Raw genomic sequence first — 16,777 nt, forward strand, 5'->3', positions numbered from 1 at the left:
GCAAACCGTGAAAGAATATATTCACTATTACAACCATGAACGAATCAAGGTTAAATTAAAAGGACTGAGTCCTGTAGAGTACAGGAAACAGTCCTTAAAAGCTGCTTAATCAAACCGTCCAACTTTCGGGGGTCAGATCAATAATCTAGGCTTTCTTTTTGAAAATTAAAGTTATTCACCGCCAAGTGAACATTCGAAATTCGCCTTATCGACAGAACAGCGTGCTTTTTTCAATACCGTCATCATGCTGGCATCATACACTCCACGTTTGGTCATATCCATACGGCCTTCACGCAGCATTTTTTGATATTTGGTTTTATCTTCTGCCGTCAGGTTCATTTTAAACTTAGCTGGAATACTTGCTTCAAGACGATTAATCATCGCAAAACTTTTTGGCAAATGTTTTACGAACCAATCACGCGATTTTTGTCCAAAACCCGCTGGGAACTGATCAGGTCGAATCACAAAATCTGAGGTCACTTGAAGTACAGGGAAATTGAACATTGCACCATTGCTACCTAAACCTTTATAGATTTCTAAAGGTTTGTAGGCATAGGCAGGCGCACCGACCATATCTACCTGACCATTATTAAATTTCGACACAAAGTTGGAAACATCCGAGATTACTGCCTGCGCCCCTACACGTTGCACCATGATTTTTTGTGCATCGTCATAACCCAATACTGCAAATTTTTTGCCTGCTGCTTTTTCAATAGAATTGATGCTCTTATCACGTACAAAAATAAAAGCTGAACCTAAAGGTGCAATACCGGCAACTTCATATTTTTTGCCGTTTAAATTGCTGATCATTTTCGATGCATTACGTTTATCTAAAGCAAATGTAATCGCACGTTGAGCAATCGCATTGCTGGGTGCGCCACCAAGAGCATCAATAGAACCGACAAATTTATTGTATTGACGTGCACGCATTGCCGTCATAAAAACGCCATCACATTTGCCTGCTTTAAAATCATTATCAGCCACAGCTTCATCTTGACGTGGAATTAAATTAATATCGGCGCCCCATCCTTTGGCGGCCAGCGCCCATTCTTGCGCCATTTGATAAGACTCACCCGATTTACCCAGTAAATCAAATACGCAAACATCCACTTTTTCTGCTTGTGCTGTTGTCGCTAAACCGATAGCAGAAAATGCTGCTACTGCGAGAATCATTTTTTTCATTAGTGTGGTCCTTTTTACAATCTTGTTGTTTGACGAGTTTCCATTCATGGCACAAATATTATGCAAGTTTATGCAAAAAAAATAGAGCATTTACTCCATTTATTTCCCGCTTAAATGTCAGTTGATTTATATTTTTTAATTTAATAATAAAATCATAATCTTATATAAAAATACTTTGAACTATCACTAAGTAAATTCTAGAGATTTTACAAATTACTACATAACAATCGAGTTATTCCCCGCTTAAGGAACATTCAAAATTGGTTCGCTCTACAATACATCGGGATTTTTTCAATACCGTCATCATCGTAGTTTCATAAATTCCTTGCTTGGTGAGATCTATACGCCCGTCGCGAAGGAGTTTTTGATATTTTTCATGATCTTCTTTGCTTAGATTCATTTTATATTTGGTCGGGATACCTGCTTCTAAGCGCTTTACCATTGCAAAACTTTTGGGTAATTGTTGAATAAACCAGGTACGAGATTGATCTGCGAAGCCTTGTGGAAATTTATCTGGACGAATAATTAAATCCGCAGTGACATTCACCACCGGAAAATTAATCATAGTACCAGTTGTGCCTAAACCTTTATAAATTTCTAAGGGTTTAAATGCATAGGCAGGTGCAGCAATCATATCCACTTCACCATTGTTAAATTTCTTCACAAAATTTGAAATATCCGCCATTACAGGAACTGCGCCAATGCGCTCTACAATAATTTTTTGTGCCTGGTCATAATGCAGAATGGCAAACTTTTTACCTGCTGCCTTTTCTATAGAATTAATGGATTTATCACGTACAAAAAGATAGGCAGGTCCAATTTGTCCAATTCCTGCAACTTCATACTTTTCATTACCGATATTGCTAACCAGCCTTTTTTTATTGCGTTTATCCAATACAAAAGAAATGGCTTTTTGTGCAATATGATTGCTTGGTACACCACCCAAAGCGTCAATTGAACCCGCAAATTTGTTATAGGCACGTGCACGCATAGATGTCATATAAAAGGCATCGCATTTCCCGGCTTTAAAGTCTTGATCGACTTTAAATTCCTCTTGATAAGCCACTAAATTGACATCTGCACCCCAGTTCTTACTGGCTAGGGCCCATTCTTCAATCAATTTATAAGATTCACCGGCTTTTCCCAGCAAATCAAAAACACATATATTTTGTTTTGCCTGTGCTAAATTGGAAAAACTAAATAACAGTCCAGTGGATAAAATTAAAACCCTTTTTTTCATGATAATGCCTAATTCTTTTTCTATATTCCTTTATAAAATTACTATACTGTTGTTTTAACGGTAAAAATATAGAAGTAGTTCTGTTTCTGATAAAAGGCCGGTTTTTACACAAATTGTCACAGGTTTATTTATTTAGTTAAAACCCTTCTTTTATCCCATAATAAGCTCTCAGTCTTTTTCTTTTCTCCGCCACTTCCTTTAGAATATGCACACCATTTTCTCATTTAGATATTTTAATGATTCAGTTAGATCAACTTTCTATACGTCGCAGTGGACGTGTTTTATTTCAAAAAGCATCCATGCAACTCCATCCAGGCTGGAAAATTGGTTTAACTGGTGTAAATGGTGCAGGAAAATCCACGCTATTTTCAGCACTGCTCGGTGGTATGGAATCGGATGGGGGCTCTTTAACTCGTCCTGCAGTTTGGACCGTGGCACATATGGCACAGGAAATCAAAGCTTTAGATATGAAAGCGATTGATTTTGTCTTGTCTGGCGATGAAGAGTTTTGGGATATTCAAAACAAATTAGATCATCCAGAAAACTTAAGCGATGATGAGCTTGCACATTTATATGGTCGTTTTGATGAAATCAATGGCTATTCTGCACCCTCTAAAGCCTCGCAATTGATGGCAGGTTTGGGCTTCTTTGAACACCAATCACAACTGGATGTTTCAAGTTTCTCTGGTGGCTGGCGTATGCGTCTGAACCTTGCGCGTACCTTAATGAGCCGTTCAGACCTGTTGTTACTCGATGAACCGACTAACCACTTAGATTTAGATGCAATTTTATGGCTAGAAGACTGGTTAAAAGCCTATGAAGGCACACTAATTCTAATTTCACATGACCGTGATTTTCTGGATGCGATTACTGACCATATTTTACATATTGAAAATCAAGAGCTTGTTCTTTATACCGGCAACTATTCTACTTTCGAGCGTACCCGTAGTGAACGTTTGGCTCAGCAACAACAGGCTTATGAAAAACAATTAGAAACACGCGCACATTTACAAAAATATATCGACCGTTTTAAAGCGCAAGCCACCAAAGCAAAACAAGCACAAAGCCGGATCAAACAACTTGAACGTATGCAAGAGTTGTCTGCAGCACATGTCGATACACCATTTACTTTCTCATTCCGTGAACCGACTAAAATGAGTTCACCACTGCTTGAACTGGAGCACGCAGATATTGGTTATGGTGACAAACTGATTGTGACCAATGTGAGCCTACAAATCACCCCGACTAGCCGTATTGGTTTGCTGGGGATGAATGGTGCAGGTAAATCGACACTGATTAAATCATTGGTGGGTGATTTACCACTGCTTCAAGGGATCCGTAAAGATTCTGAACTGCTCAATATCGGTTACTTTGCACAGCATCAAATGGATGCTTTGGATGGTAATGCCAGCCCAATGCTGCAATTGTCCCGTATTGCCGATAAAAAAATCAGTGAAGCGAGCTTGCGTTCTTTCCTCGGAAGTTTTGGTTTTAGTGGCGAACGCATGGATACCCCAAGTGAAAGCTTCTCGGGAGGTGAACGTGCGCGTCTAGCACTGGCACTGATTGTATGGCAACGTCCAAACGTGTTGATTCTGGATGAACCGACTAACCATTTAGACTTGGATATGCGTCATGCATTAACCATGGCATTACAAGATTTTGAAGGTGCTGTGGTGCTGGTATCGCATGAACGTCAACTGATTGCCAGTGTATGTGATGAGCTGATTCTGGTTCATGGCGGTCAAAGCCGTGAGTTTGATGGTGATTTGGCTGCCTATGCAGACTGGTTACGCCAAGCCCGCATCGAGATGATGAAATCAGGTCAACAACCTGCTGCCCCTGTAAAATCTCAGGTGGAAGTTAAACCTACAATTTCTAAACTGGATAAAGAAGCGCAACGTAAAGAAGCTGCGCGTCGCCGTGAACTCAGCCGTCCTGTTCGCAAGAATATTGAAAAAATTGAAATGCAGATTGCCAAAGTACAGCCGCGTTTAAATGAGATGGAAACATTACTCGGCGACAGCGCATTATATGAAGCAAATCGTAAAGATGATTTGTTGAAGCTGATGAACGAACAAACCGAGCTAAAAGCGAAATTGGCTGAAGCTGAAGAAAAAATGTTGGAACTGATGATGGAATTGGAAGAACTTGAAGGTGCTTTCGAATAAGTCTATTTATCACTCTTAAGCAAAACTAAAGTGATGCTTATTTTTTAATCGCAGTATGATTTCCAAATTGTATTGCGATTTTTTAATTTTGCTACACAACACTTTTTAGTGACCTCATTTATCAAGATGTCAGGATGGTTAACAAAAATCCCCCACTATTCATTTTAAATTCAAAACAAACTTTTAAATTTAAAAAATTACCCATAACCACTACAAAATCAACTTTAAATTTAAAACAAAAAACTTAATCAAACTGTGGATAAATTAATTTTCACATTCTTAATTTATAAAAAATAAAGTTATCCACATCCCTCATTTACAAAAATAAGATTTTTTAGTCATCTTGCTGTGGTTTATTACATTTTAAAAACCGGAGTTCAATAATTTTCCACCTATCCTGATTGACCCATAATTCCTGAATTTGTCGCTGATCTTCTAAGCCAATTAGAACCTTACAGCGCTTCAAATCTCGGTCAAAATTAAACTCTTCAAATTCAATATTAGGCTTTTGTGGTTTCCATACGCCATTTTTAACCGCGTGTGCTATGCGCTCATAACGGGTAAAATTGCCTTCAACCTGACCTTCCTGCTCATAAACCACCTTAAATTGTTCATGTTCATACTGCGCCAATACTTCAAAATTACCGGTAAAAAATGCATTGCTCCAAATATCCCGGATCTGTTCCAGCTGATTATCCATGCTACTAACCTCGTAATATTGCATGATGATGTCCCTAGGTACAGAACTCATCATGACAGAGGAATAAGTCACTTTTATAAAACAAAGGTGGCTAAAAGTTAATCGGATTTAAATAAAAATAGCATAAAAAAAGCATCCCGAAGGATGCTTTTTACAATTTAACTTATCAATATATTAAGCGTCAATATCTGCATTTAAAGCGTTTTCTTCAATGAAGGCACGACGTGGTTCTACATCGTCGCCCATCAAGCAAGAGAACATACGATCGGCTTCAATTGCATCATTAATAGTAACTTGCAACATGTTGCGGTTTTCAGGATCCATAGTCGTTTCCCAAAGCTGTTCCGCATTCATCTCACCCAGACCTTTATAACGCTGGATCATCATGCCGCGACGTGAATCGGCTAAAATTTGCTGCCATACTTGATGGAAAGTTGTGACATTAATTTTACGATCACCTTTCTGCAAATATGCACCATCTTCAAGCAAGCTAAACCAGCTCTTCGAATTTTGCAGTAAACGCTTATATTCACCAGAAGCCAGCAGTCCAGAATCAAGTAAATACGAGTGCGGCAAGTTATGTACATAGATGGTCACACGTGGCCAGAAATGAGCTACTTTAGAACCATCAGCATGTTCTTTCTCAAACACTTCCAAACTGATTTCAGGGCGTAAACTTGGTTGATATTTTTCAATCGCAGCACGTAACTGTTCAGACCATTGTTTCACATAATCTTCATCATGATTTTGATCAAGCTTAAATGCATCCAGCCCCAACAAACCATCCAGCAGACTTGCAGGATAGCGTACAGTTAAACGGTGCAAACTTTTCTGTGAAACCTGGTAATCTTCAATCACTCTTGCCAGTGCTTGACCTGTAATTGCAGGAGATTCAGCGCTGATATGCAAGGATAAATCATCAATCGCATTTGAAATCAGGAAGGTTTCTAGAGCATCATTATCTTTGAGATATTGCTCCTGCTTGCCTTTTTTCAATTTATACAAAGGTGGCTGTGCAATATAGATATAACCGCGTTCCACAAGTTCAGGCATTTGACGGAAGAAGAAAGTTAACAGCAGCGTACGAATATGCGAACCGTCGACGTCAGCATCGGTCATGATGATGATTTTGTGATAACGCAACTTGTCTGGATTGTATTCTTCACGGCCAATACCACAACCGAGTGCAGTAATCAGTGTACCGACTTCTTGCGAAGAAATCATTTTGTCGAAACGCGCCCGTTCCACATTCAGGATTTTACCTTTCAGTGGCAAAATCGCCTGCATCTTACGGTTACGGCCCTGTTTTGCAGAACCGCCCGCTGAGTCACCTTCGACCAAGTACAGTTCAGACAATGCAGGATCTTTTTCTTGGCAATCCGCCAATTTACCTGGAAGACCTGCAATATCTAGGGCGCTCTTGCGACGCGTCATTTCACGCGCTTTACGTGCTGCATCACGCGCACGTGCTGCATCAATAATTTTTCCGGCAATTGATTTTGCCGCTTGAGGGTTTTCCAGCAAATAAGCAGAAAATTCCTTGTTCATCGCCTGCTCTACAGCAGGTTTCACTTCACTTGAAACCAGTTTTTCTTTGGTTTGTGAAGAGAATTTTGGATCTGGCACTTTCACTGAAACAATTGCAGTTAAGCCTTCACGTGCATCATCACCCGTCACCGCAACTTTTTCTTTCTTCAGAATATTTTCGCTTTCCAGATACTGGTTTAACCCACGGGTTAATGCTGCACGGAAACCGGCTAAATGCGCACCACCATCTTTTTGTGGAATATTGTTGGTAAAGCAGCGTACATTTTCTTGATAAGTATCATTCCACTGTAAAGCGACTTCAACAGTAATTCCTGTTTCCGGCACCTGGCTGGTAAAATGAAAAATATCATTCAAATGGGTTTTACCCTGATTGATATATTTTACGAATTCAGACAGACCGCCTTCATAATCAAACACATATTCAGCATTAACACGTTCATCACGTAATACAATACGAACACCGGCATTCAAAAATGAAAGTTCACGTAAACGACGCGCTAAAATATCAACATTGAAAATGGTTTGGCTAAAGGTTTGCTCACTTGGATAGAAACGAACCGTTGTTCCTGTTTCATCAGTCTCACCAATAGCACGTAACGGATATACAGGGTCGCCGTGAGAATATTCTTGTTCATACACTTTACCGGCACGACGAATATTCAGTAATAATTTACTCGACAAGGCATTTACAACAGAAACACCCACCCCGTGCAAACCACCAGATACTTTATAGCTATTATCATCAAACTTACCGCCAGCATGAAGAATGGTTAAAATAACTTCAGCGGCAGACACGCCTTCTTCGGGGTGAATATCAGTTGGAATACCACGCCCGTTATCTGAAACACTCACCGATTCATCTTCATGGATGGTGACTAAGATTTCATCACAGTGACCTGCCAAGGCTTCATCAATTGCATTATCAACAACCTCAAACACCATGTGATGTAAACCTGAACCATCGTCAGTATCACCAATATACATGCCGGGACGCTTACGAACAGCATCGAGGCCACGTAATACCTTGATACTAGAGGAATCATAAGCCTTTTCATTGGTTGGTTCTGTTTGAGAAGCAGCTTGATCTTCTGAACTCATGGTTTCTCCCTAGTGAAATATAGGTCTATCCAAAGATGGGTAAAATCTAAAAAACTATTGCACAACAACTTGAACTTGACCGTTTTCAACATTGAATAATTGATATGAAATAGACAAATCATGTAAATGTTTTTTTACTGATTCATGCTCTAAAGTGGTAATAAAAACTTGACTACCCAACTGGCTCAATCGCTCAATTAATCGTCGTTGTGCAGTTAAATCTAATTCTGCTGTCACATCATCTAATAATACCACAGTTTCCTTGTTACAAGCATGCAGCATTGCAATCTGTGACAGTTTTAAGGCGACTATCAGCAGCTTTTTTTGACCGCGTGAAAGCACCACCTCAGCATCGCCCAGCGTTGTTTTTAAACGTAAATCTGCGCGATGTGGACCATACTCAGTATAACGCCGATCGAGGTCTTTTTGATGATGCATCGTTAAGTCATGCAGCAAGCCCTGCTCGCTATGGAAACCGGGAACATATTCCATCTGAATATCCAGATTGGGCAATAATTGGTTTAAACCCTGCTCAAAATAGACTTTCCACTGTTCCACAATTCCACTGCGCTGTGAATGCAGCATTTCACCATATTCAGCCAGCATTTTATTCCATGGCTCTAAATCATTCAGGCTCAGGTTTCGTTTCGATTTCAACAAACTGTTGCGTTGTTTTAAAGCGCGCGAATAATACTGCCAGGCATGATAAAAATCCGGTTCCACGTGGAACATCAACCAGTCAATCAATTGGCGACGTGGTTTGGCTCCATAATCGATAATATCGGTACTTTGTGGATCAATATGCTGCAAAGGCAATATTTTAGCTAGTTGCCCCTGGGTTGCAATATGATCACCATTAACTTTAATCAGCTGTTCACCGGATAAAAATTTTTGCATGCCAATTTTTTCAGTCGCAGATTGTGCAAAAACAATCGCGTCATTTTTTTCATTTTGAATATAGTTTTTTGGAATATGGGTTCGAAAAGAACGTCCTGTCGCCAGCAAATGAATCGCTTCTAAAACCGAGGTTTTGCCTGAACCATTTTGACCATAAAAGACATTAAACGGCTGCAATTCTTGAAGTGCAACCGTTTTTAAGTTTCGAACACGCTCTATATTTAAACGCGTGATAAACATAATCTGATCGTGTTAAAAATCTGCAAATTAAACCCGCATTGGCATGACAACATAGGTTTGATCTGGCTGTGCCGGATCATGCACCAATACCGATTGGTTGGCTTCAGTCATGGTCATATAGACATCATCACCATCCAAAGCGCCCAATACATCCAATAAATATTGCGCATTGAATGACATTTCCATCGGTGAATCTGCATATTGAATGGCTAGATCTTCAATCGCTTCATCTTGCTCCGGGTTATTGGCGCGAAGCTGCAAAGAATCGGTACTGAAATTCAGGAATACGCCACGTAATTTTTCATTACTCAAAATTGCGACACGTTGCAGGGACTGTTTAAATACATCATGTGCGATCAATACATTTTTATCGCCACCACGTGGAATCACACGACGGTAATCCGGGAATTTCCCATCAATCAATTTGGTGGTGAAACGCACCGTGATATTGCCCTGTTCTTTGTCGCGGCTTGGTGCACTAATGGTCACGTTCAATAATTCACGACCAATCAGCAAAGATAATTGTTCATCTTCAATACTGAGCAGGCGTTGTAATTCTGCTACTGCTTTGCGGGGCACAATCGCTTGGATGGGCTGTGTCGCAGTGGAGGTTGCTGCGGTTTCACATAAAGCTAAACGGTGACCATCAGTGGTGACTGCACGAAGTTGGTTTTGATCAATTTCAAGCAAGGTACCGGTTAAATAAAAACGTACGTCTTGTACCGCCATTGCGAAAGCAGTTTTTTCAAACAGGCGTTTTAATTCGCGCTGAGTCACCGTCACTTGCGTGCCTTGCGTATTTTCAGTGCTTAATAGCGGATAGTCTTCAGCAGGTAAAGTACCCAACACAAAACGGCTATTGCCCGATTTTAAAATGCAACGATCTTCAGTAATTTGCAGGTCAATCAATGCTGCAGAAGGTAATGATTTACAGATATCCATCAGCTTGCGTGCAGGCACAGTAGTCTCGCCCACTTGCAAGCATGCACCTTCCGCCAAAGTGGTACTGGCAACCAATTCAACTTCCAGATCTGAACCGGTAATGGTGAGGGATTCATTGCTGACCTGGATTTTTACATTCGACAGAATATTTAAAGTATGGCGACGTTCAACCGCTCCTACGACATGTGACAGAACATTAAGTAAGCTTTCTTTCGCGATTTTCAAACGCACGGTACATTCCTCTAACTACTGAAGATAAATAATAAATAAATTTGTTTTTTAGCAGTGTACTATGCGGCAGAATATGCCGCATTGCAAGAATAGAATTTGATCAAATTCGCTCAACTTTGCAACAAACGTTGCAGGTTTTTATAGTCTTCATTAAAGATCGGATCTTGTTCACGAAGGCTCAATACTTTCTCACAGGCATGCATCACGGTACTGTGATCGCGACCACCAAATGCCATACCAATTTCGGGAAAACTATCCCCTGTCAATTCACGCGCCAGCCCCATAGCGAGCTGACGTGGACGTGCATAAATACGGGTCCGTTTGGGACCGACAATTTCTTTCAGCGGAATCCGAAAATATTCACTTACCACACGCTGTATATTTTCAGTACTGATGGTTCGGGCACGAATCGCGAGCACATCCTTTAATGATTCCCGCACCACCTCCAAATCAATTGAGGTACCTTTAAAACGTGAAATAGCCACGACTTTATTCAGTGCGCCTTCAAGTTCACGTACATTAGCGACAACCTGTTGTGCCACAAACAAAGCACAATTACGCGGCAATTCTACCCCGATGTTTTCCGCTTTTTTAAGCAAAATTTCGATACGGGTTTCAATATCCGGTGGTTCCACCCCCACAGATAAGCCCCAGGAAAAACGTGAAACCAGACGTGCATCCAGTTCAGTCAGTTCTTTAGGATAACGATCCGAGGTTAAGATGATCTGCTTCGACTCATCCAGCAAGGCATTAAACGTATAGAAAAACTCCACCAAACTGGCTTCTTTGCCGGCAAGTAAATGAATATCATCGACCAGCAACAAATCTAGCGAACGGCAATTTTTCTTAAATTCTTCAACCTTGCCTTGTTGCAATGAGCTGACAAAATCTTGTACAAAACTTTCGGCAGTCATATACATCACGCGCGCATTGGGTTTGGCTTGTAATAAGGCATTCCCCACTGCCTGCATTAAATGAGTTTTACCCAGACCTGTCGGGCCATATAAAAATAAAGGATTATGTTGTGAAGCACCCAATTGGGTTAAAACTTTACGACAGGTTTCCGCTGCCATCTGGTTTGAGCGACCTTCAACAAATAACGAAAAAGTGAATAATGGGTTCAATAAGCGCTTACGACTATTTTTTGCGATGGATTCTTCTTTTTCTTTTCGCGGTCTCGCCATGGGCGTGGCAACCGATTGCAAAGCAGCAGTCGTGGTTGCCGGTTGTTCATTGGCGGATAGAATGGCACCAGGACGGGAATCGACCAAAATTTCAACTTTGCGTACCCGGCCTTCAGACATCTGCTCTGCCAAGATTGTGATCAGCTCAAGATGATGTTCCTGAATATAACGGGTCCAATACGGATTAGGTGCATAAAGTTTTAATGTGTCGTTAAGCTCTTCAGCAACCAAAGGGCGAATCCACATTGTAAAGACATTACCCGAAAGCTCTTGTCGCAAACGAGTTAAACAGTCAGTCCAAAGCATGTGAAACCCCTATTTATTCCATTAGTTATAAAAAATCATTTTGAGCCCGACCAAGCGGGTCGCCATTCTATCGAAGTTATCCACATCTGTCATGGCAAAATTAAAGAAATATCACTTAAAAAAGCAAATCTCAGTTTAAATTTAAATTTAAATCCTGATGTGGATAAGCTTATCCGCAAGCTGTGGATAAAATATATCACAAAGTTATCCACAATTTAATACATTCATAAAAACATAGATACCCACAATATAAAACATTGTTTATAAAAAATAAAAATGGCTTTTCCACAGAAAAACAGCTCCCTAATAGTAATAAATTTAAATTTATAAATTTGAATTTAATTATAAGAACCTCTACACATGGGGATAACTTTAGATATTTATAAATTTAAATTCAAAAGACAGGTAAATAATCTTATTAACATTAAGTTGTGGATAATATTGTGAATATTTCTGTTTATAACTTATGTTGTATTATTAATCAACAACTTATATTGTGCGTAAAATTAAAACAATTTTTTATCAGATTAAAAATTTACTATTCTTCATCTTTGAATTAAAAAGCCCTTATTTTGAAAGAAAGTTTGTTTTTGATTGACAGCTCACCGAATGACCACTAAAATCGCGAACCTTCATAGAAGATCATTTTTGGAGTTTCAATATGAAACGTACATTCCAACCATCAGAATTAAAGCGTAAGCGTGTTCATGGTTTCCGTGCTCGTATGGCTACTAAAGCTGGTCGTCAAGTATTAGCTCGTCGTCGTGCAAAAGGTCGTCATAGCTTAACTGTTTAATTAGTTAAGTTATTACGATTTTGGGTGTCATGACACTTTATGGCTTCAGCACAGACGTACGCATACGCTGTGCTGCCGATTATAAAAGTGTGTTTGATGGTGCGCTTTTTAAAGTGCATCAACCCCATTTCTTATTTTTGGCAAAAAATTCCGAACAGCCTTCCAGCCGTTTGGGCATTGTTGTTGCCAAGAAAAAAGTGCGTCGCGCACATGAAAGAAATAGAGTAAAACGTCTTGCTCGCGAAAGTTTTCGCCTACATCAACAGCAATTAGATTTATTAGATATTGTGGTCATGCCTAAAGTCGGCATTGAAGCAATCCCTAATGCAGAATTGCAACAGCAATTACAATTTGCTTGGCAGAAATTGCAACGCCTTGCCAATAAGCATAAAAAGATAGCTCCCTCCCCACAAAAGTAGAGAAGGCCAATGGTACGTTTACTGCATTGGTTGATTCGATTCTATCAGATCGCGATTAGTCCTTTATTGGGACCCCGCTGTCGTTATATTCCAACATGTTCTCAATATTCTTTAGAAGCAGTCCATCGTTATGGTGCTGTGCGTGGTGCGTGGTTAGCTACTCAACGTATTTGTCGTTGTCATCCGTGGGGTGGCTCGGGTTACGACCCTGTTCCCCCAAAAGCAATTCGTTTTATTTCATTTCAGCAAATGGATTCTCAAACGCTTCACGTTGCTGTACCCTTTCGTGATCGTTTATTGAACCGAAATCACTCTAACTACTTGGGATAATAGATATGCAACAATGGGCCAGGTTTGCAATTCTAGGGGCTATGTTTGTCGTCGCATATTTGCTTATTTTGGCTTGGCAAAAAGATTATGGTCATGCAGAGACTAAACCGCAGCAAGAAGCTGCTGTAGTTTCACATGAAGTATCTGCAGATTTGCCAAATGCTCAAACAGCTCCAGCAGCGTCTGACGTGCCTCAAGCAAATATTGCCACTCAGCAAACCACAACAGATGCCACAGCACCTGTAAGTCAACAGCTTATTTCAGTACAAACTGACCTTTATCATCTTTGGATCAATCCTAAAGGTGGTGACATTGTTCGTATTGAATTACTCAATCATGACAAAAATAAAGACAGCGATGAACCGTTTGTCATGCTGGAAAGTGATGCGAAACGTACCTACGTCGCTCAGTCTGGCCTGATTGGTTTAAATGGACCGGACAGTAACCGTAATGGTCGTCCGGTGTATGAAGTTGAAAAAGCAACTTATACTTTGGCTGATGCTAAAGCTGAAAAAACCAAAGATGGTAAAGCGGTTAAAGTTTTATCGGTACCAATGGTTTATAAAACGCCTGATGGTGTAGAAATCATCAAAACTTTTACCTTTAAGCAAGGTGAATACCCGATTGTTGTAAACCACAAAGTTGTGAACCGTAGTGCTCAGAATTGGCAAGGCCAAATGTTTGGTCAAATCAAACGTGACAATTCGGATGATCCGGGTAAATCTGATCAAGGGATCTTCACGCTTGGGACATTCCTGGGTGGTGCTTGGGGTACACCTGATGAACATTACAACAAGCTTAAATTTGACAACTTTAATGAAGAAAAATTGAATGTTGAAGCAAAAGGCGGCTGGGTTGGAGTGGTGCAACACTATTTCGTTAGTGCCTGGATTCCAGGTGATCTTAAACTGACGCAAGCCAATGGTCAGCCATATAGTGCCAAATTAGAATCGCGTCAATCGACAGATAACATGAATATTATCGGTTTCACTTCACCGATGATTAATGTCCCTGCCGGTACTGCAGCTGAAGTAGATGCGACTTTCTATTCAGGTCCTAAAATTCAGTCTGAACTGAAAGATTTGGCGATCGGTCTAAACCAAACCGTAGATTATGGCTGGTTATGGCCAATTGCGAAGCTATTGTTCCTCGGTCTACAGTTCTTCCATAACATTGTCGGTAACTGGGGTTGGTCAATTATCTTATTGACTGTACTGGTAAAACTGATTCTTTGGCCATTGTCGTCTAAAAGCTATCGCTCAATGGCGAAAATGCGTGTGATTGCACCTGAAATGCAACGCATGAAAGAAGAATTCGGTGAAGACCGCATGCGTTTCTCGCAAGAAATGATGGCTTTGTATAAACGTGAACAAGTCAACCCATTATCAGGTTGTTTGCCACTGCTGTTACAAATGCCAATTTTCTTGGCCTTGTACTGGGTATTGATGGAGTCTGTAGAACTTCGTCATGCACCGTGGTTAGGCTGGATTCAAGATTTATCTGCAATGGATCCCTGGTTTATCCTGCCGTTATTGATGGGTCTGACCATGTTCATTCAGCAGTCTTTAAATCCACAACCGGCTGATCCAATGCAGGCGAAAGTCTTCAAAATCATGCCGATTATCTTCACTGTATTTATGTTGTTCTTCCCTGCGGGCTTGGTGTTGTACTGGATTGTCAACAACAGTATTACCATCTTGCAGCAAAGCTTGATCAACAAAAGTGTTGCGAAAGAACGCGAAAAACGTGACGTTGTTAAGTAACGACTGATTGCGAATAGCTGAATAAATCCGCTTAAGATGGTAATCTTAGGCGGATTTTTATTTGGCTGTGATTTGGGATTTTTTAGGTGAATTTTATGCAAAACCGAACAACGATTGCTGCAATTGCAACTCCGCCCGGACGTGGTGGTGTAGGGGTGATTCGTCTGTCAGGTCCGAAATCCTATGCCATTGCAGAAGCTTTGACGCAAAAGACTTTACCCAAAGCTCGTCTTGCCGGCTTCCGTCAGTTTTATGATGCAGCGGGCGAAGTCATGGATGAAGGTTTAGCCATTTGTTTTCCCAATCCAAACTCATTTACCGGTGAAGATGTGGTGGAGCTGCAAGGTCATGGCGGTCCAGTGATTCAAAATGCCCTGCTGGGCCGTTTATTGGAACTGGGTGCAATTGCGGCCAAGGCCGGTGAATTTTCCATGCGTGCCTTTGAAAATGGCAAGCTGGATCTGGTGCAGGCCGAAGCGATTGCCGATTTGATTGATGCAACTTCACAGGCGGCTGCACGTTCTGCAGTCCGTTCTTTGCAAGGGGCTTTCTCGACCCGAGTCAATACCGTTTTAGAAAAATTGATTCATCTACGTTTACATGTAGAAGCTGCCATTGATTTCCCAGAAGAAGAAATCGATTTTTTGGCCGATGGTAAAATTCTGGCTTTGCTTGAAGATGTGCAAAGCTCTGTGACTGCAGTACAAAAGTCTGCTCGTCAAGGCCAGTTGCTGCGTGAAGGCTTACAGGTGGTGATTGCTGGCAAACCCAATGCAGGTAAGTCCTCATTGTTGAATACTTTGGCCGGAAATGAACGTGCGATTGTGACCGATATTGCTGGTACCACCCGTGATGTGCTGCATGAAAAAATCACCTTAAATGGCTTGCCAATTACCCTAACTGATACTGCCGGTCTGCGTGAAACCGGAGATATTGTCGAGAAAGAAGGCATTCGCCGCGCCATTAAAGAAATTGAACAAGCCGATTTGTTATTGTTGGTGTATGACTTAAGCCAGGGTGAAGATCCATTACAACTGGCACAAAACTATTTTGCCGAACATCTTGAACCACGTCGTTTGATGTTGATCGCCAACAAGTGTGATTTAACCGGTACTTCAGCTGAAATTGGCGATTATCAAGGCTTCCGTCATATTACGGTTTCTGCCAAGCAGGAAACTGGTGTTCAGTCGCTTATAGATGCGATTACAGCACATGCAGGCTTCCAGCCAGAGGAAGATACCTTTATTGCGCGTACCCGCCATTTAGACGCAATGAAACGCACTCAAGTGTATCTTGCAGAAGCGCATGAGCAGTTGGTGGTGTATCAGGCGGGTGAGCTGGTGGCGGAGTCTTTGCGTCTGGCACAAAATGCCTTGGCTGAGATTACCGGTGAATTTAGTGCAGATGATTTGTTAGGTAAAATCTTTGGATCGTTCTGTATTGGAAAGTAATCTCAATTTATGGTGTTATTCAGTAAGTTCTAATAGATTCCAATATGTAAATAAATAGCATTGAGTTTTAGTAACTTAGTGCTTTTTTATTGTCTGGTGGTTATTCAATAGTGTTCAATATATTCATACAGTGCTATGATTTTTTTAGTCACTATTAAGTCACTTACTTAAATGTGGCTATAATTTTTATATGGTGACTAGATTATGGTGCAAGCAGAAAAGATATTTTTTTCTACTGACAGAGTGATTAAAAATCTAAAAGTAGGCGAAAAGAGGTAC

General features: G+C 40.6%; 14 protein-coding genes. 7 read left to right on the plus strand and 7 right to left on the minus strand.

Features of this window, described 5'->3' with window-relative positions; translation table 11 throughout:
- Positions 1 to 109 (plus strand): IS3 family transposase (locus ACKI4H_RS14485; protein ID WP_407303884.1); only part of this gene is annotated, 109 nt, incomplete at its 5' end.
- Between the two features lie 62 nt (positions 110 to 171).
- Here the strand turns inward: ACKI4H_RS14485 and ACKI4H_RS14490 are convergent.
- Entirely contained in the window at positions 172 to 1,182 is a 1,011-nt protein-coding gene (locus tag ACKI4H_RS14490) for a putative solute-binding protein (RefSeq protein WP_407306939.1), read from the minus strand.
- 232 nt (positions 1,183 to 1,414) lie between these two features.
- Positions 1,415 to 2,422 (minus strand): putative solute-binding protein, encoded by a 1,008-nt coding sequence (locus ACKI4H_RS14495; RefSeq protein ID WP_407306941.1) that lies wholly within the window; start codon positions 2,420 to 2,422, stop codon positions 1,415 to 1,417.
- A 236-nt stretch (positions 2,423 to 2,658) separates the two neighbouring features.
- Between ACKI4H_RS14495 and ACKI4H_RS14500 the strand changes: the two genes are divergently transcribed.
- Positions 2,659 to 4,593: an ATP-binding cassette domain-containing protein gene (locus tag ACKI4H_RS14500; protein WP_407306943.1), complete on the plus strand. Its 1,935-nt coding sequence runs from the start codon at positions 2,659 to 2,661 to the stop codon at positions 4,591 to 4,593.
- Positions 4,594 to 4,927: 334 nt separating this feature from the next.
- On the opposite strand, the gene ACKI4H_RS14505 is transcribed toward ACKI4H_RS14500, so the two are convergent.
- From ACKI4H_RS14505 to dnaA, 5 genes are all read right to left on the minus strand, one after another.
- A complete protein-coding gene (locus tag ACKI4H_RS14505; protein WP_407306945.1) occupies positions 4,928 to 5,293 on the minus strand; it encodes a hypothetical protein in 366 nt (121 codons plus the stop codon).
- A gap of 174 nt (positions 5,294 to 5,467) precedes the next feature.
- Positions 5,468 to 7,939: a DNA topoisomerase (ATP-hydrolyzing) subunit B gene (gene gyrB / locus ACKI4H_RS14510; protein ID WP_407306947.1), complete on the minus strand. Its 2,472-nt coding sequence runs from the start codon at positions 7,937 to 7,939 to the stop codon at positions 5,468 to 5,470.
- Positions 7,940 to 7,993: 54 nt separating this feature from the next.
- Positions 7,994 to 9,076 carry a DNA replication/repair protein RecF gene (gene recF / locus ACKI4H_RS14515; protein WP_407306949.1) on the minus strand — a complete coding sequence of 361 codons (1,083 nt, stop codon included), beginning with the start codon at positions 9,074 to 9,076 and terminating at the stop codon, positions 7,994 to 7,996.
- A 27-nt stretch (positions 9,077 to 9,103) separates the two neighbouring features.
- The gene (gene dnaN, locus ACKI4H_RS14520; protein ID WP_407306951.1) at positions 9,104 to 10,249 is read right to left on the minus strand and encodes a DNA polymerase III subunit beta; all 1,146 of its coding nucleotides are present in this window, start codon (positions 10,247 to 10,249) and stop codon (positions 9,104 to 9,106) included.
- Positions 10,250 to 10,359: 110 nt separating this feature from the next.
- Positions 10,360 to 11,739, minus strand: coding sequence for a chromosomal replication initiator protein DnaA (gene dnaA, locus ACKI4H_RS14525; protein ID WP_407306953.1), 1,380 nt, complete (start codon positions 11,737 to 11,739; stop codon positions 10,360 to 10,362).
- 661 nt (positions 11,740 to 12,400) lie between these two features.
- Here dnaA and rpmH point away from each other — a divergent pair.
- The 5 genes from rpmH to mnmE all read left to right on the plus strand — a co-directional run bounded on the left by rpmH (position 12,401) and on the right by mnmE (position 16,498).
- A complete protein-coding gene (rpmH, locus tag ACKI4H_RS14530; protein WP_000831329.1) occupies positions 12,401 to 12,535 on the plus strand; it encodes a 50S ribosomal protein L34 in 135 nt (44 codons plus the stop codon).
- Positions 12,536 to 12,564: 29 nt separating this feature from the next.
- The gene (gene rnpA / locus ACKI4H_RS14535; RefSeq protein ID WP_004650901.1) at positions 12,565 to 12,954 is read left to right on the plus strand and encodes a ribonuclease P protein component; all 390 of its coding nucleotides are present in this window, start codon (positions 12,565 to 12,567) and stop codon (positions 12,952 to 12,954) included.
- Between the two features lie 9 nt (positions 12,955 to 12,963).
- Positions 12,964 to 13,284 carry a membrane protein insertion efficiency factor YidD gene (gene yidD, locus ACKI4H_RS14540; protein ID WP_131269283.1) on the plus strand — a complete coding sequence of 107 codons (321 nt, stop codon included), beginning with the start codon at positions 12,964 to 12,966 and terminating at the stop codon, positions 13,282 to 13,284.
- Positions 13,285 to 13,289: 5 nt separating this feature from the next.
- Positions 13,290 to 15,047 carry a membrane protein insertase YidC gene (gene yidC, locus ACKI4H_RS14545; RefSeq protein ID WP_407306958.1) on the plus strand — a complete coding sequence of 586 codons (1,758 nt, stop codon included), beginning with the start codon at positions 13,290 to 13,292 and terminating at the stop codon, positions 15,045 to 15,047.
- Between the two features lie 95 nt (positions 15,048 to 15,142).
- Positions 15,143 to 16,498, plus strand: a complete 1,356-nt coding sequence (mnmE, locus tag ACKI4H_RS14550; protein ID WP_407306960.1) for a tRNA uridine-5-carboxymethylaminomethyl(34) synthesis GTPase MnmE — start codon at positions 15,143 to 15,145, stop codon at positions 16,496 to 16,498.
- Positions 16,499 to 16,777 lie beyond the last annotated feature (279 nt).

The organism is Acinetobacter sp., assembly GCF_045628685.1.
Classification (GTDB): Bacteria; Pseudomonadota; Gammaproteobacteria; order Pseudomonadales; family Moraxellaceae; genus Acinetobacter.

What these genes read in the sequence shown, in the direction of transcription:
- ACKI4H_RS14505 (WP_407306945.1), bottom strand. Translation starts at nt 5,293, where the DNA reads ATGGATAATCAGCTGGAACAGATCCGGGATATTTGGAGCAATGCATTT.
- yidC (WP_407306958.1), top strand. Translation starts at nt 13,290, where the DNA reads ATGCAACAATGGGCCAGGTTTGCAATTCTAGGGGCTATGTTTGTCGTC.
- dnaA (WP_407306953.1), bottom strand. Translation starts at nt 11,739, where the DNA reads ATGCTTTGGACTGACTGTTTAACTCGTTTGCGACAAGAGCTTTCGGGT.
- yidD (WP_131269283.1), top strand. Translation starts at nt 12,964, where the DNA reads ATGGTACGTTTACTGCATTGGTTGATTCGATTCTATCAGATCGCGATT.
- recF (WP_407306949.1), bottom strand. Translation starts at nt 9,076, where the DNA reads ATGTTTATCACGCGTTTAAATATAGAGCGTGTTCGAAACTTAAAAACG.
- rnpA (WP_004650901.1), top strand. Translation starts at nt 12,565, where the DNA reads ATGACACTTTATGGCTTCAGCACAGACGTACGCATACGCTGTGCTGCC.
- ACKI4H_RS14500 (WP_407306943.1), top strand. Translation starts at nt 2,659, where the DNA reads ATGATTCAGTTAGATCAACTTTCTATACGTCGCAGTGGACGTGTTTTA.
- ACKI4H_RS14490 (WP_407306939.1), bottom strand. Translation starts at nt 1,182, where the DNA reads ATGAAAAAAATGATTCTCGCAGTAGCAGCATTTTCTGCTATCGGTTTA.
- ACKI4H_RS14495 (WP_407306941.1), bottom strand. Translation starts at nt 2,422, where the DNA reads ATGAAAAAAAGGGTTTTAATTTTATCCACTGGACTGTTATTTAGTTTT.
- rpmH (WP_000831329.1), top strand. Translation starts at nt 12,401, where the DNA reads ATGAAACGTACATTCCAACCATCAGAATTAAAGCGTAAGCGTGTTCAT.
- gyrB (WP_407306947.1), bottom strand. Translation starts at nt 7,939, where the DNA reads ATGAGTTCAGAAGATCAAGCTGCTTCTCAAACAGAACCAACCAATGAA.
- mnmE (WP_407306960.1), top strand. Translation starts at nt 15,143, where the DNA reads ATGCAAAACCGAACAACGATTGCTGCAATTGCAACTCCGCCCGGACGT.